Genomic DNA, 15,154 nt, shown 5'->3' on the forward strand with positions numbered 1-15,154 from the left:
TGCGCCGCCTGCGTCGATCCCCGACCGGCCCCGCACCGCCTCCCCCACCCCTCGGCGAGGGCGCCTTCGCCGGGGGGCGTCTCACTCAGGGTGAAATGAGAACCACGAAAAGCGCTCAAGGCCGTTCCCGTCCACGCGCGAGCCGCATCTGCCGGGTCCCGCACGCTGCCCGCGGCAGCGAACCCTCCGGAGGGTGTCAACTTCCGTGCCCGAACCGACTGTCATCGTGACGTTCGACGTCACCGAGCCCCATCTCCAGTACTGCCTCGACTCCCTGGCCCGCCAGAGCGGCCCCCCGGGAGCGGGGGACCCCGCGTCCGCCGCGGACGAGGGGATCGAGGTCGTCCTCGTCCCCGTCCGCCCCGAGACCGCCCCCCGCGGCGGTCCGACCGCCCAGCCCGGCACCGTCCCGGAGCCCGACGCCTCCCTGGAGGAGGAGGGCGACGGCGACGGCGAGGGCGAGCAGGACGGCCCCGCCGCCCCCGGCGAGGAGAGCGAACAGGGGGACGAGGCCGTCGACCAGGCCCAGGACGCGCTGGCCGTCGCCGCCGCGTTCGCCGCGGAGCCCCCCGCCGGGGTCACCGCCGTGCTCCTGGCCGACGACCCCGCGCCCCACCTGCCCGCCGCCCGTGCCCGCGGCGCCGCCGCGGCCCGCGGCGGACACCTGCTGTTCCTGGAGGGCTCCGACGCCCTCACCGGCTACGCGCTCTCCTACATGCTGGGCACCGCCCTGGACACCCGCTCCGACCTGGTCGTCGCCAACGTCCACACCTTCGACGAGCTCGGCGCCGCCCCCTCCAAGCGCCACCGCCGCCACTGCAACCGCGCGCGCCTGGCCGAGGACCCCCGGAACATCCCCGGCCTGGCCGCCGACGGGGACACCGGCAACAAGCTCTGGCGGGCCGGGTTCTGGAACTCCCTCACCGACCACGGCCTGCACCCCGAGGACGCCGACCTGGGCCTGCGCCGCGCGGTCCTGGCGGCCCGCACCGTGGACGTCCTGCCCGGTCCCGCGCTGCTCAGACGCCGCCGCGACCGCGAGGTGCTCCCCCTGGACGAGGAGACCCTCACCCGCAGGCTGGGGGCCATGACCCGGCTCGCCGCGGACCTGGCCACCCACGACCGGGACCTGTGGGACCGCATCCTCCTCCAGGGCGAGCTCCACCGCCTCCTCATGCGGCTCGACGACGCCGACGAGGAGGCCCGCGGGATCGCCGTCGCCCTGGTCAACGCCTACCTCGACCACGTGCCCGCCCCGCTGCTCGACGGGCTCGGAGTCCTGGACCGCCTGCTCTACCACCTGGTGCGCAAACACCGCGTGGAGGACGTGCTGGAGGTGGCCACCTTCGCCAAGAGCGTCGAGATCAAGAAGGCCGGGCTGGTCCGGCGCGGGTTCGGCTACTACATCCGCTACCCCTTCTTCGAGGCCGGGGACCCCGCCAGGGCCGTGCCCCGCGAGGTCTACCGGATCGACGGGGACATCAAGGTCCGCCAGAAGACCGAGGAGATCTCCTGGGAGGACGGGCGGCTGCACATCCGCGGCCGCCTGGGCATCCGCAACCTGCGCGCGCACCGGCGCTGGCAGCAGCACGTCACCGCCTACGCGGTGCGCTCCGACGACAGCCGCCGGGTCCGCCTCCCCGTGCGCGTCCGCCGCGCCGCCGAGTACCGGCTGCCCGACGTGCTCGACGCCGCCCGCCACGACTTCGGCGGGTTCACCGTGGTCGTCGACCCCCGCCGGCTGCGCGGCTCCGGCCGCTGGGAGGCCTCCGACTGGAAGATCGAGCTGGTCGTCCTCAACCGGGGCATCACCCGCCGCCGGACCCTCACCAACCCGGTCCCCGGCCCCGCCAAGCGCCCCGGCTACCGCAAGGTCGACGAGGAGGTGTGGGTCCGCCCGCACTGGAACCGCGAGCAGCAGCTCGTCGTCAGCGTCGAGCCCTGCCTCGCCCGTGTCACCGGGCACCTCTACGACGCGTCCGCCGGAGTGCTGGAGCTGCGCGGCGAGCCGGTCGCCACCCCCGCCGCCGAGGCCGTGGAGCTGCGCCTGACCCGGCGCCCGGGCACGGCGACGGTCACCGTGCCGGTGGCGTTCGAGGGCGGGCGCTTCGAGGCCCGCGTCCGGGCCCGCGACCTGTTCGACCGCACGGTCGACGAGTGCGGCGGAGTCATCCGCCAGGAGGACTGGGACGCCCACCTGGTCACCGCCGACCGGCGCGCCGTCCACCTGGTGCTGCCCGACGAGGTCGCCCCCGCCGCCTACGCCGACGGCGACGGCCGCCGGGAGCTGTCCGTGCTGCGCTCGGCCACCGGCCACCTGCGCCTGCGCGCGGGCCACGCCCGGCCCTCGGTGGAGGAGGCCCGCTGGGAGGGCCGCACCCTGGTGCTGTCCGGCGCCTTCCGTGCCGCCGCCGCCCTGGGCCTGGTGGCCAGGGCGCAGGGGCGCGACGAGGAGCACGCGCTGGAGGTGGAGCGCTCCGGGGACAGGTTCACCGCCCGGTTCTCCCCGGCGGACGTCCCCACCCTCTCCGGCACCCTGTCCCTGCCCGCCGGCGGCTACCAGCTCCGGGGCCGGGTCGGCGGCGCCGAGGACGCCCCCGGGGAGCACGGCGCCGACGTCGGCGTGGAGTTCGCCGATGACCTGCTCGCGTCCCTGCCGCTGGAGATGCAGACCGCCGAACGCGGCTACACCCTCTCCTACCAGGGGCGCGGCATCCCCGTCCTCCAGGTCGGCAGCGACCTGCGCCCCGCCGAGCAGGGCACCTTCGCCCAGCGCGAGCTGCGTGAGACCTTCTACCCGGCACAGCGCCTGGAGCCGGTGGTCGACGGCGTCCTCTTCGACACCTACACCGGCCGCCAGTACTCCGACAGCCCGCAGAGCGTCTACGCGGAGCTGCGCCGCCGCGGGAGCTGGGCCGACCGCCCCATGTCGTGGCTGGTCGCGGACGGGCAGGTGAGCCTGCCCGAGGACCTCACCGGCGTGCGCCACCGGGGCCGGGAGTACTACGAGGGCCTGGCCCGCACCCGGTACCTGGTCACCAACTCCCGCCAGCCGGCGTGGTTCCACCGCCACCCCGACCAGACCGTCGTCCAGACCTGGCACGGGTCGATGCTCAAGCGCATCGGCTTCGACGTGGAGAACATCCGCGGCAAGTCCCGGGACTACTTCGACAAGCTGGCGTGGGAGACGCGGCAGTGGGACTACCTGGTGTCCCCGAGCCCGTGGGCGACGCCCATCCTGCGCAGCGCCTTCCGGTTCGAGGGCGAGATCCTGGAGACCGGGTACCCGCGCAACGACGTGTTCTTCTCGCCCGACCGGGAGCGGATCGCCGCGCGCACCCGCGCCCGCCTCGGCCTGCCCGAGGACAAGAAGGTGGTGCTGTACGCGCCCACCTGGCGCGACGACAAGTACTACACGCGCGGCAAGCACAAGCTGGACCTGCACCTGGACCTCCAGCGCATGTACGACGAGCTGGGCAAGGACCACGTGCTCCTGGTGCGCCGCCACCCGCGGGTGGTGGACAGCGTGCCCGTCGTGGGCCGCGACTTCGTGTACGACGTGTCGCTGTACCCGGAGATCATGGAGCTGTTCCTGGTCACCGACGTCCTCATCACCGACTACTCGTCGATGATGTTCGACTTCGCCAACACCGGGCGCCCGATGCTCTTCTTCACGTACGACCTGGAGGGGTACCGGGACAACCTGCGCGGGTTCTACTTCGACTTCGAGTCGACCGCGCCGGGGCCGCTGCTGAGCGAGTCCGACCAGGTCGTCGAGGCCCTGCGCGGGATCGACGACGTGGCCCGCGACAGCGGGGCCGCCTACCGGGCGTTCGTGGAGCAGTTCTGCCCGCTGGACGACGGCGGCGCCGCCCGCCGGGTCGTCGACCGGGTCTTCGGCACCGACTGACCGGGGGGCCGCCCGGCAGACCGGCTGACCGAAGACCGGCCGGCCGGGCGGGCCGGCCGGGGGCGGCGGGCGCACACCCGCCGCCCCCGCGGTGCCCGGGGCTCCGAGCCGTGCGCGGTGCCCGCGCGGTACCCGTGGTGTCCGCGCGCCGTCCGCCCACCGCCTGTGGCGCCCGTGGTGCCAGAGGTGCTCAGGGGGCGCCTGTGCGGGCCCCCGGCGGGACGCGGGCACGGCGAGGGGAAGGGGAGCGCGGCCCCCCTTTCTCAGGATCCCGCGCCCGCCCCCGCGGGCGAAAGCCCCCGGCCGCCCCTGTGGACGGCGGCGCACCGCCGGATGTGCGCCAGAATGGGTCCGTGATCGTCATCACCCGCTACTCCGTGTCCGAGGCCGATGTCGAGGCCTTCCGAACCGACGCCGCCGCGGCGGTCGAGGTGCTCTCCCGCCGCCCCGGCTACCGGGGCCACCGCCTGGGGCGCGCCGCCGACGACCCCACGCTGTGGACGGTGGTCACCGAGTGGGACGGCGCCGGCTTCTACCGCCGGGCGCTCTCGGACTTCGACGTCAAGGTCAACGCCGTCCCCCTGCTCTCCCGGGCTCTGGACGAGCCGACGGCGTTCGAGATCATGGACGCGCAGGGCCCGGATTCCCCGGTTTCCTGACCTTTTATTCCGTGCGCGCGGGCACCACGGGTGCTCTAGCCTGGGTGGACGGGCACGCACCGTGGCCACTCCCGGTCCCGGTGGGCGACCCTTTTCCCACGACAGCACCGATGTATCGCGCACTGCGATCCACCGACCGCCAGCCGGATGGAGAGTCACCCCATGGCCGCAAAGTCAGAGGCAATGGACGCACTGGTCAACCTCGCCAAGCGACGGGGTCTGGTGTACCCCTCCAGCGAGATCTACGGTGGCCTGCGCGCCGCCTGGGACTACGGGCCCCTGGGCGTGGAGCTCAAGAACAACGTCAAGCGCCAGTGGTGGCGGACGATGGTCCAGGAGCGCGACGACATCGTCGGCCTGGACTCCAGCGTCATCCTCGCCCGCGAGGTCTGGGAGGCCTCCGGCCACGTGCGCGAGTTCGTCGACCCGCTCACCGAGTGCCAGTCCTGCCACAAGCGGTTCCGCGCCGACCACCTCATCGAGGCCTACGAGGAGAAGCACGGCCACGCGCCCGAGGACGGCCTGGCCGCGATCGCCTGCCCCAACTGCGGCGCCAAGAACTCCTTCACCGAGCCGCGGATGTTCAACGGCCTGCTCCGCACCTACCTGGGCCCGGTCCAGGACGAGAAGGGCCTGGCCTACCTCCGCCCGGAGACCGCCCAGGGCATCTTCATCAACTACAAGAACGTCGAGCAGAGCGCCCGCCGCAAGGTCCCCTTCGGCATCGGCCAGATCGGCAAGTCGTTCCGCAACGAGATCACCCCCGGCAACTTCATCTTCCGGACCCGCGAGTTCGAGCAGATGGAGATGGAGTTCTTCTGCAAGCCGGGCTCGGACGAGGAGTGGCACCAGTACTGGATCGACACCCGCCTGCAGTGGTACGTCGACCTGGGCATCGCCAAGGACAACCTGCGCCTGTACGAGCACCCGCAGGACAAGCTGTCCCACTACTCCAAGCGGACCGTGGACATCGAGTACCGGTTCAACTTCACCGGCGGCGAGTGGGGCGAGCTGGAGGGCGTGGCCAACCGCACCGACTACGACCTCAAGACGCACTCCGAGGCCTCCGGCGTCGACCTGTCGTACTTCGACCAGGAGAACAACGAGCGCTACACCCCGTTCGTCATCGAGCCCGCGGCCGGTGTCGACCGGGCGGTGCTGACGTTCATGCTCGACGCCTACAACGTCGACGAGGCCCCCAACGCCAAGGGCAAGCTGGAGAAGCGCGCCGTCATGCGCCTGGACCCGCGCCTGGCCCCGGTCAAGGCCGCGGTGCTGCCGCTGTCGCGCAACACCGACCTGTCGCCCAAGGCCCGGGACCTGGCCGCGCGCCTGCGCCGCCGGTGGAACGTGGAGTTCGACGACGCCGGCGCGATCGGCCGCCGCTACCGCCGCCAGGACGAGATCGGTACCCCGTTCTGCGTCACGGTCGACTTCGACACCCTGGAGGACGACGCGGTGACCGTGCGCGAGCGCGACACCATGTCCCAGGAGCGGGTGTCCCTGGACCGGGTGGAGACCTACCTGTTCGAGCGCCTGCCCGGCTGCTGACCCGTCCCCCGCGGGGACCCGCGCCGGCCGTTCCGCCGCCGCCCGTCGCCCGCCACCGCCCCCGGGGTGGTGGCGGGCGACGGCCTTTCCCGGCGGGCCCGCTCGGCGGAGCACGCCCCGCGGGGAGAGCACGATGCCGCCCGAGCCCCACCGGGGCGCGGGCGGCATCGCCGTGCACGGCGAGACGGCCGGACCCGGGGGGATTGGTCTCCGGCCGCCTCATGGGTCCCCCCGATCGCACACGACCGGCGGAACCTGTGCTCAACCTAGCGGTCGTGTGCGGGGGTAAGCGGTTTTTTGTCGGGTTTGCCCTACCACGTAAGCGAATCGTGACGACGATGGGCCCCTGGAGCCGCTATGCCTAGAACCGCTATGCCTAGGACTGCTAGGGTAAGTGCCCCTGGCGGATCTAGGTAGGGGAAACGCGCATGCACATCGACAAGGACCTCGTCGCGGCCTCGGCCACGCCGCTGGTCCTGGGAATCCTGGCCGAGGGCGAGTCCTACGGCTACGCCATCGTCAAACGCGTCAACGAGCTGTCCGGCGGGCGCATGCAGTGGACGGACGGGATGCTCTACCCCCTGCTGCACCGCCTGGAGCGCAACGGCCACGTCCGGGCCTCCTGGGGCACCTCCGAGGCGGGCCGCCGCCGCAAGCACTACGCCATCACGGAGTCGGGGCTCCAGGCCCTGGCCGACCGGCGCGCGCAGTGGAGCGTCGTCGCCGACGCGCTCCGGCAGGTGTGGGAGACCGCCGCGCACCCCCCGTTCCCGGGCCCCGCACCCGCCGGGGGGATCGCCTGATGGGCGGCGTGGAGGACCAGATCGACCAGTGGCGCGGCTTCGTGCGCCGCCGCGGCGCCATCTCCGGGGCGGACGTCGAGGAGATGGAGGACCACCTGCGCGAGCAGATCGCCGACCTGGAGGCGGGCGGCCTCGACGGCGAGGAGGCCTTCCTCGTCGCGGTCAGGCGCATGGGGAACCTGGACGAGGTCTCCCGCGAGTTCGCGCGCGAGCACTCCGACCGGCTCTGGAAGCAGCTCGTCCTGGTCCCGGAGGCCGACGCCGCGGGCCCGGGGCGCTGGCGCGAGCCGGGCGTCCTGCTCGCGTTCGCGCTCGGCGCGGGCGTGGCGGTCAAGCTCCTCTTCGCGGCGGTCGACGGGGAGTTCGAGCAGATCCGCAACCTGCCCTTCGTGGTCCTGCCGTTCCTCGCGGGCTGGTTCGCCTGGAAGCGCCGCACCCCCTGGGGCGTGTGCGCCGCCGCGGCGGCCCTGGCCGCGGTGCCGTTCCTGGCCGTCAACCTGTACCCCTTCCAGGAGGCGCCCGGACCGTTCCCGTCCCCCGGGATGACCGCCGTGCTCGCGTTCACCCACGCCCCGGTCCTGCTCTGGCTGCTCGCGGGGGTCCTGCACACCGGCGGGCACTGGCGGTCCCACGACCGGCGCATGGACTTCGTGCGGTTCACGGGCGAGCTGGCGATGTACCTGGTGCTCCTCCAGCTGGGGGCCCTGGTCCTGCTCGGCCTGACCGCCGGGGTGCTCTCCCTGGTCGGCGTCGACCTCGAACCGGTCCTGGAGGACTGGCTGCTGCCGTTCGGCCTGCCCGGCGCCCTGCTGGTGGCCGCGTGGCTGGTGGAGGCCAAGAAGAGCGTGGTGGAGAACATCGCACCGGTCCTGACCCGCGTCTTCACCCCGCTGGCGCTCGTGATGCTGGTCGCCGACCTGGTGGTGCTCCTGGTCAACGGACCGCTCACCGCGGTCGACCGCGACCTGCTCATCCTCATGGACGCCGTGCTGGTACTGGTGCTGTTCCTGCTGCTGTACTCGGTCTCCGCGCGCGACCCGCTGGCCCCGCCGGGGGTCTTCGACCGGATCCAGCTCGCCCTGGTGGGGGCGGCGCTCGCGGTCGACACCGTGGCCCTGACGGCGATGCTGGGCCGCATCGCCGAGTTCGGGTTCACCGCCAACAAGACCGCGGCCCTGGGGCTCAACCTCGTCCTGCTGGTGCACCTGGCGTGGTCCGCGCGGCTGCTCGCCGGCTTCGTGCGGGGCGGGCGCCCGTTCGCGGCGGTCGAGCGGTGGCAGACGGCGTACCTGCCGGTCTACGCGCTGTGGGCCGCGGTGGTCGTGCTGGTCTTCCCGCCGGTGTTCGGCTTCGCCTGACGGCAGTGGCCGGGCCCGGTCCGGGCCCGGCCGCTCAGGCCGCGGTGTAGACCACGAACGAGACCGCGATGTAGTGGCAGACGAACGCGGCGATGGTCAGCGAGTGGAAGATCTCGTGGAACCCGAACCACCGGGGCGCCGGGTCCGGCCGCTTGAGGCCGTAGACCACCGCGCCGACGCTGTAGAGCAGCCCGCCGACCAGGATGAGGATCCACGTCGCGGGGTGGGTGCCCTGGACCAGTTCGGGGATGAACAGCACGGCCACCCAGCCGATGGCCAGGTACAGGGCCGTGGAGAGCCAGCGCGGGGAGTTCAGCCACAGCAGCTTGAACCCCACCCCCGCGATCGCCCCGCCCCAGACCAGGGAGAGCATCGCCGTGCGCAGGGTCCCCTCCAGCACCAGCATGATGAACGGCGTGTAGGTGCCCGCGATGATGAGGTAGATGTTGGAGTGGTCCATGCGGCGCAGTACCTTCTGCGCCCGGGGCGACCAGCGCCCCACGTGGTAGATCGCCGAGGTGCTGAAGAGCAGGACCGAGCTGAGCGCGTACACGGCGCTGGCCGCCATGGCGGGCGCGGTGGGGGAGAGGACCACCAGGACGATCCCCGCCGCCAGCGCGAGGGGGGCGGTACCCAGGTGCAGCCAGCCGCGCAGACGCGGTTTGACCGCCTCCACCAGGCCTTCGGCCGCGGCGACGGCCCGCTCGGGGAGGCTCCCCTCCTGCGGCTGCGCGAATCCGGTTCCCCGCGCCTTGTCCCTGGACACGTTCCACTCCTCGCCCGCCCGTCGCCCTCCACCACCCTCAAAGGGCGCCTTCGGCGCAGTTCTCTTCCAACCGTCGCCCTCCACCACCCTCAAAGGGCGCCTTCGGCGCAGTTCTCTTCCAACCGTCGCCCTCCACCACCCTCAAAGGGCGCCTTCGGCGCAGTTCTCTTCCAACCGTCGCCCTCCACCACCCTCAAAGGGCGCCTTCGGCGCGGCTCTCTCACGACCGCCGCCCTCCACCACCCTGAACGGTGCCTTCGGCGCGGTCCTGATCGCCTACGTTCGAAGCCTAACTTACGGGACCGTAGGTTACTTGAAGGTAGTGGTGTGTCGAGCGGCACAGTGCGCCCCGGGCGGCGGGTCCGCCCGCGCGAGTGGTCGACTCCGGGGGAGCGCCCGCGTGCCGGTCGGCCGGAACGCGCGGACCGCTCGGAAGGGTGCCTTGACCAGCGGCTTCCCCCGCTTCTGTTCGCCCGTGCGTCGCGTGTGGCCGTAGGGGGCATCCGTCTCCTTTGGACCATTGGTCTAGGCCTTTTGAGGCGCTATGAGCTGCGAAGATGTCGCAAAAAGGTGGTTCATGAAGGGGTTGGTCGGCGGGCAGTGGATAGAGTCGCGCCCATCGGGCACCAGCGTCGACCCCGCAGGGGTGTCGCCGAGCGAACGAGGGAGAACCCCCGTGGCCAAGTACGTCTACAAGTTCACCGAGGGAAACAAGGACCTCAAGGACCTCCTCGGCGGTAAGGGCGCCAACCTCGCCGAGATGACCAACCTCGGCCTCCCCGTCCCCCCGGGCTTCACCGTCTCCACCGAGGCCTGCCGCCACTACCTCGGCGGCGGAGACCTCCCCGCCGGCCTGGAGGCCGAGATCGAGGAGAACCTGGAGCACCTGGAGAAGGCCATGGGCCGCCGCCTCGGCCAGCCCGACGACCCCCTCCTGGTCAGCGTCCGCTCGGGCGCCAGGTTCTCCATGCCCGGCATGATGGAGACCGTCCTCAACGTCGGGCTCAACGACGAGTCCGTCCTCGGCCTGGCCCGCCGGGGCGGGGACGAGCGCTTCGCCTGGGACTCCTACCGGCGCCTCGTCCAGATGTTCGGCAGGACGGTCCTGGGCATCGGCGGCGAGCTGTTCGAGGACGCCATCGACGCGGCCAAGGCCGCCAAGGGCACCGCCGACGACCTCCACCTGGACGCCGACGACCTCCGCGCGCTGGTGGACCGCTTCAAGGCCGTCGTCCTGGAGAGCACCGGCGCGCCCTTCCCCGCCGACCCCCGCGAGCAGATGATCCTCGCCGTCCGTGCGGTCTTCGACTCCTGGAACGCCCCCCGCGCCGTCCTCTACCGCCGCCAGGAGCGCATCCCCGCCGACCTGGGCACCGCCGTCAACGTCTGCTCCATGGTCTTCGGCAACCTCGGCATGGACTCCGGCACCGGGGTCGCCTTCACCCGCGACCCCGCCTCCGGCCGACAGGGCGTCTACGGCGACTACCTCCAGAACGCCCAGGGCGAGGACGTCGTCGCCGGCATCCGCAACACCGTCCCCCTCGCCGACCTGGAGGCCATCGACCCCCGCAGCCACGCGGAGCTGATGGGGGTCATGGAGACCCTGGAGAACCACTACCGCGACCTGTGCGACATCGAGTTCACGATCGAGCGCGGCAGGCTGTGGATGCTCCAGACCCGGGTGGGCAAGCGCACCGCGGCCGCCGCGTTCCGCATCGCCGACCAGCTCGTCGACCAGGGCGTGATCACCCTGGAGGAGGCCGCCCAGCGGGTCACCGGCGACCAGCTCGCCCAGCTGATGTTCCCCCGCTTCGACGAGGCCGCCGTCGCCTCCGGCGGCGCCCACCGGCTCGGCCGCGGCATGAACGCCTCCCCGGGCGCGGCCGTCGGCAAGGCCGTCTTCGACTCCTACACCGCCGTCAAGTGGTCGCGCAGCGGCGAGCGGGTCATCCTGTGCCGCCGCGAGACCAACCCCGACGACCTGGAGGGCATGATCGCCGCCGAGGGCATCCTCACCAGCCGCGGCGGCAAGACCTCGCACGCCGCCGTGGTCGCCCGCGGCATGGGCAAGACCTGCGTCTGCGGTGCCGAGGACCTCGACGTCGACACCAAGAACCGGCGGCTGACCGCCCCCGGGGGCGAGGTGGTCGAGGAGGGGGACGTCATCTCCATCGACGGCACCAGCGGCGAGGTGTTCCTCGGCGAGGTGCCCGTCGTGGACTCCCCGGTGGTCCGCTACTTCGAGGGCGAGGTCGACCCCGCCTCCGACCAGGCCGACGACCTGGTCCGGGCCGTGGACCGGCTCATGCACTACGTGGACGCCGCCCGCCGCATGCGGGTGCGCGCCAACGCCGACACCGCCGAGGACGCCGCCCGCGCCCGCCGCATGGGCGCCCAGGGCATCGGCCTGTGCCGCACCGAGCACATGTTCCTGGGCGACCGCCGCCAGCTGGTCGAGCGCCTCATCCTGGCCGACACCGAGGACGAGCAGGCCGAGGCCCTGCGCGCCCTGCTGCCGCTCCAGCGCGCCGACTTCAACGGCATCCTGGAGGCCATGGACGGCCTGCCCGTCACCGTGCGCCTGCTCGACCCGCCGCTGCACGAGTTCCTCCCCGACATCACCGAGCTGTCGGTGCGCGTGGCGGTGGCCGAGGCGCGCGGGGAGAGCCACGAGAACGACCTGCGCGTCCTCCAGGCCGTGCACCGGCTGCACGAGCAGAACCCCATGCTGGGCCTGCGCGGCGTGCGCCTGGGCCTGGTCGTCCCCGGCCTGTTCACCATGCAGGTGCGGGCCATCGCCCAGGCCGCCGTCGACCGGGCCCGCGCGGGCGGGCGCCCCCGCCCGGAGATCATGATCCCGCTGGTGGGCACCGTCCAGGAGCTGGAGATCATCCGCGACGACGCGCTGCGGGTGCTGCGCGAGGTCGGCGAGGAGAACGGCGTGGAGCTGGACTTCCCGGTCGGCACCATGATCGAGCTGCCGCGCGCCGCGCTGACCGCCGGCCGGATCGCCGAGCACGCCGCGTTCTTCTCCTTCGGCACCAACGACCTCACCCAGACGGTGTGGGGTTTCTCGCGCGACGACGTGGAGGCCTCCTTCTTCTCCGCCTACCTGGAGAAGGGCGTGTTCGGGGTCTCGCCCTTCGAGTCCCTGGACGTGGACGGCGTGGGCCGCCTCATCCGGATCGCCGCGCAGGAGGGCCGGGCCGCCCGGCCCGGCATCAAGCTGGGCGTGTGCGGCGAACACGGCGGCGACCCGGCGTCGGTGCACTTCTTCCACGCCGCCGGCCTGGACTACGTGTCCTGCTCGCCGTTCCGCGTCCCGGTCGCGCGCCTGGAGGCCGGGCGCGCCGCCGCGAACAGGGCCGGCTGAACCGGCCGTGCCGCCGTCCTCGGGAACGGGCGGCGGCACCCCCGCGCGCCTCTTACACTCTTGCCCTGGGACGGAGACCGTCACGAGAAACTTCCGTGACCGTTTCGTGATAGATTCTTGATCGCCGGTGATGATCCCCTCACCCCTCCTTCACCCCTTCACGACGGCCCGGGAACCCCCGCCGAGAACCGGCGGTGCCCCGGCGCCGTCCCAAGAGGGGTGATCGACCCCGGCCCGAAGAGCGAGTGCGGAGGTACGCCGGTGCGAACGGCGAACGACGGACGTGGTGACGAGACGTGGGAGGACCCCGCCCCCGCGTCCTCCACGGCGCCCGATGACGATGCGACCCGGGTCATCTCCCGGAGCGACCTGCCCGCCTTCCCCGCCGAGCACGCCGGCCCCGCGGGAGGCACGGCCGATCCCGCCGGCGCGACGGGCGGCGCCGACGAGACCGCGGTGTTCTCCCGCGACGCCCTCACCGCCCCCTTCGCCGCGCAGGGGCCCGACAGCGCACCGCGCACCACCCCCCTCACCGCCGACGGGGAGGACGAGGCCTCCGCCACCCGCGCTTTCGCCCGCGGCGGGGCGGCCCCCGCCCCGGAGGGCGCCAGGGAGGCCGCCTTCACCCGCCGCTTCGTCCGCGAGCGGCCCGGGGGCCGCGGCCCGGACACCGCCGGCGCCGACACCGCCCGCCCGGACACCCCGCCGCGCAGCCGCTCCGCCCCGCCGCCGCAGGACCCCCCGCGCCGGCGCCGCACCCGGCCCGCCCCGCGACCGCGCGGGCGCCGCCTGCGACTGCGCTGGATCGTCACCGCGCTCCTGCTCACCGCACTGGCCCTGCCCCCCGCCACCTGGGGCTGGGTCTGGTACACCGCGCGCCAGGACGACCGCGCCGCCACCGACGCCATCGTCGTCCTGGGCGCCAGCCAGTACAACGGCGTCCCCTCGCCCGTCTTCGAGGCCCGCCTGCGCCACGCCCAGGTCCTCTACCTCGACGGCGTGGCGCCCGTCATCGTCACCGTCGGCGGCAAGCAGCCCGGCGACAACTTCACCGAGGCGGCGGCGGGCCGCAACTGGCTCATCGAGGTCGGCATCCCCTCCGACCGGATCATCGCGGTGGAGGAGGGCAGCGACACCCTCCAGAGCGTCCGGGCCGTCTCCACCGTCTTCGCCGACAACGCCTGGGACGAGGCCACCCTCGTCTCCGACCCCTGGCACAGCCTGCGCTCCAAGGTCATGGCCTCCGACCACGGCATCGACTCGGGCACCTCGCCCTCGCGTTCGGGGCCGGCCGTCATCGAGCGGCGCACCCAGCTCTGGTACATCACCAGGGAGACCGCCTCACTCTGGTACTACTGGATCTTCAACGACAGCAGCGACATCCGCGTCAACGCGGCCTGAACAGGGTCGATGCCGCGTTTCGTCCCTGTCGGGAAGTAGGCTCGCAGACCTATGCACACCACCGCGGGCGCCGAGGGCGCCGTCACCGGCTACACCGGGTCCGACACCGAGCGCCGGACCCGTGAACAACGCAAGAACCGCGCCCGCGGCCCCTTCGAGCGCGACCGGGCCCGGGTCCTGCACAGCTCCGCGCTGCGCCGCCTGGCCGCCAAGACCCAGGTGGTGCGCCCCGGCGTGAGCGACTTCCCGCGCACCCGCCTCACCCACTCCCTGGAGTGCGCCCAGATCGGCCGCGAACTCGGCAACTCCCTGGGCTGCGACCCCGACCTCGTCGAGGCCGCCTGCCTCTCCCACGACCTGGGCCACCCGCCCTTCGGCCACAACGGCGAGCGCGCCCTGGACGAGGCCGCCGCCGACTGCGGCGGGTTCGAGGGCAACGCCCAGAGCCTGCGCCTGCTGGTGCGCCTGGAGGGCAAGGTCATCGACCCCGCGGGCGAGAGCGCCGGGCTCAACCTCACCCGCGCCACCCTCGACGCCACCGTCAAGTACCCCTGGCACCGCGGCGGGGGCGGCGACACCCACAAGTTCAACTGCTACCCCGACGACACCGCGGTCTTCTCCTGGCTGCGCGAGGGCGCCCCCGACGGGCGCACCTGCTTCGAGGCGCAGGTGATGGACTGGGCCGACGACGTCGCCTACTCCGTCCACGACGTCGAGGACGCCCTGCACGCCGGACTGGTCTCCATGGCCGCCCTGCACAGCCCCGCCGAGCGCGCCGAGGTCGTGCGCATCGCCGCCGACCGCTACTGCGACCCCGCCGACCCCGCGGACCCGGCCGAACTCGACGAGGTCCTCACCGGCCTCCTCGCCGCCCCCGTGTGGCCCGCCGAGTTCACCGGCGACCTCGTCTCCCTGGCCGGGCTCAAGAACCTCACCAGCGAGCTCATCGGCCGGTTCTGCCGGGCCGCAGAACAGGCCACCCGCCGGGCCCACGGCCCCGGCCGCCTCACCCGCTACGGCGCCACCCTCATCGTGCCCCGCCGGGCCCTCCTCGAATGCGCGCTCCTCAAGGCCGTCGCCGCCCACTTCGTCATGGCCCGCGAGGAGGCCCTCGCCTACCAGGCCCGCGAGCGCCTGCTCATCACCGAACTCGTCGACGCCCTGTGGAAGAACGCGCCCCAGGCCCTGGACCCGCAGTTCCGCGCCGCCTTCAACGCCGCCCCCGACGAGTCCGCGGCCCTGCGCGCCGTCATCGACCAGGTGGCCTCCCTCACCGACACCTCCGCCATCGCCCTGCACGCCCGACTGGCCTCCTGAGCGGACCCGCGCCCCC

Annotated in this window: 9 protein-coding genes; 8 read left to right on the top strand and 1 reads right to left on the bottom strand. The window is 73.1% G+C overall.

All coding sequences use genetic code 11. The features are described from left to right. Positions 1–205 precede the first annotated feature (205 nt). From BUE45_RS05845 to BUE45_RS05865, 5 genes are all read left to right on the top strand, one after another. The gene (locus tag BUE45_RS05845) at positions 206–3,910 is read left to right on the top strand and encodes a CDP-glycerol glycerophosphotransferase family protein (RefSeq protein WP_073376104.1); all 3,705 of its coding nucleotides are present in this window, start codon (positions 206–208) and stop codon (positions 3,908–3,910) included. A 353-nt stretch (positions 3,911–4,263) separates the two neighbouring features. Next, entirely contained in the window at positions 4,264–4,569 is a 306-nt protein-coding gene (locus BUE45_RS05850) for an antibiotic biosynthesis monooxygenase family protein (RefSeq protein ID WP_073376106.1), read from the top strand. Positions 4,570–4,731: 162 nt separating this feature from the next. Beyond that, positions 4,732–6,120, top strand: coding sequence for a glycine--tRNA ligase (locus BUE45_RS05855; RefSeq protein ID WP_178378461.1), 1,389 nt, complete (start codon positions 4,732–4,734; stop codon positions 6,118–6,120). Between the two features lie 428 nt (positions 6,121–6,548). Continuing rightward, complete coding sequence (locus BUE45_RS05860; RefSeq protein ID WP_073376110.1) at positions 6,549–6,923, top strand: PadR family transcriptional regulator; 375 nt, start codon at positions 6,549–6,551, stop codon at positions 6,921–6,923. Further along, positions 6,923–8,281: a permease prefix domain 1-containing protein gene (locus BUE45_RS05865; RefSeq protein ID WP_073376111.1), complete on the top strand. Its 1,359-nt coding sequence runs from the start codon at positions 6,923–6,925 to the stop codon at positions 8,279–8,281. Before BUE45_RS05860 ends, BUE45_RS05865 begins: the two co-directional genes overlap by 1 nt. Before the next feature lie 34 nt (positions 8,282–8,315). Here BUE45_RS05865 and trhA read toward each other — a convergent pair whose 3' ends face one another. Next, a complete protein-coding gene (trhA, locus tag BUE45_RS05870) occupies positions 8,316–9,047 on the bottom strand; it encodes a PAQR family membrane homeostasis protein TrhA (RefSeq protein WP_073376112.1) in 732 nt (243 codons plus the stop codon). Positions 9,048–9,723: 676 nt separating this feature from the next. Between trhA and ppdK the strand changes: the two genes are divergently transcribed. The 3 genes from ppdK to BUE45_RS05885 all read left to right on the top strand — a co-directional run bounded on the left by ppdK (position 9,724) and on the right by BUE45_RS05885 (position 15,138). Further along, a complete protein-coding gene (gene ppdK / locus BUE45_RS05875; protein ID WP_073376113.1) occupies positions 9,724–12,420 on the top strand; it encodes a pyruvate, phosphate dikinase in 2,697 nt (898 codons plus the stop codon). A 261-nt stretch (positions 12,421–12,681) separates the two neighbouring features. Continuing rightward, a complete protein-coding gene (locus BUE45_RS05880; RefSeq protein WP_073376114.1) occupies positions 12,682–13,821 on the top strand; it encodes a YdcF family protein in 1,140 nt (379 codons plus the stop codon). Between the two features lie 51 nt (positions 13,822–13,872). Next, positions 13,873–15,138: a deoxyguanosinetriphosphate triphosphohydrolase gene (locus tag BUE45_RS05885; RefSeq protein WP_073376115.1), complete on the top strand. Its 1,266-nt coding sequence runs from the start codon at positions 13,873–13,875 to the stop codon at positions 15,136–15,138. The last annotated feature ends 16 nt before the right edge of the window (positions 15,139–15,154 follow it).

It is taken from the genome of Nocardiopsis flavescens, assembly GCF_900141985.1.
GTDB classification, from domain to species: Bacteria; Actinomycetota; Actinomycetes; order Streptosporangiales; family Streptosporangiaceae; genus Nocardiopsis; species Nocardiopsis flavescens.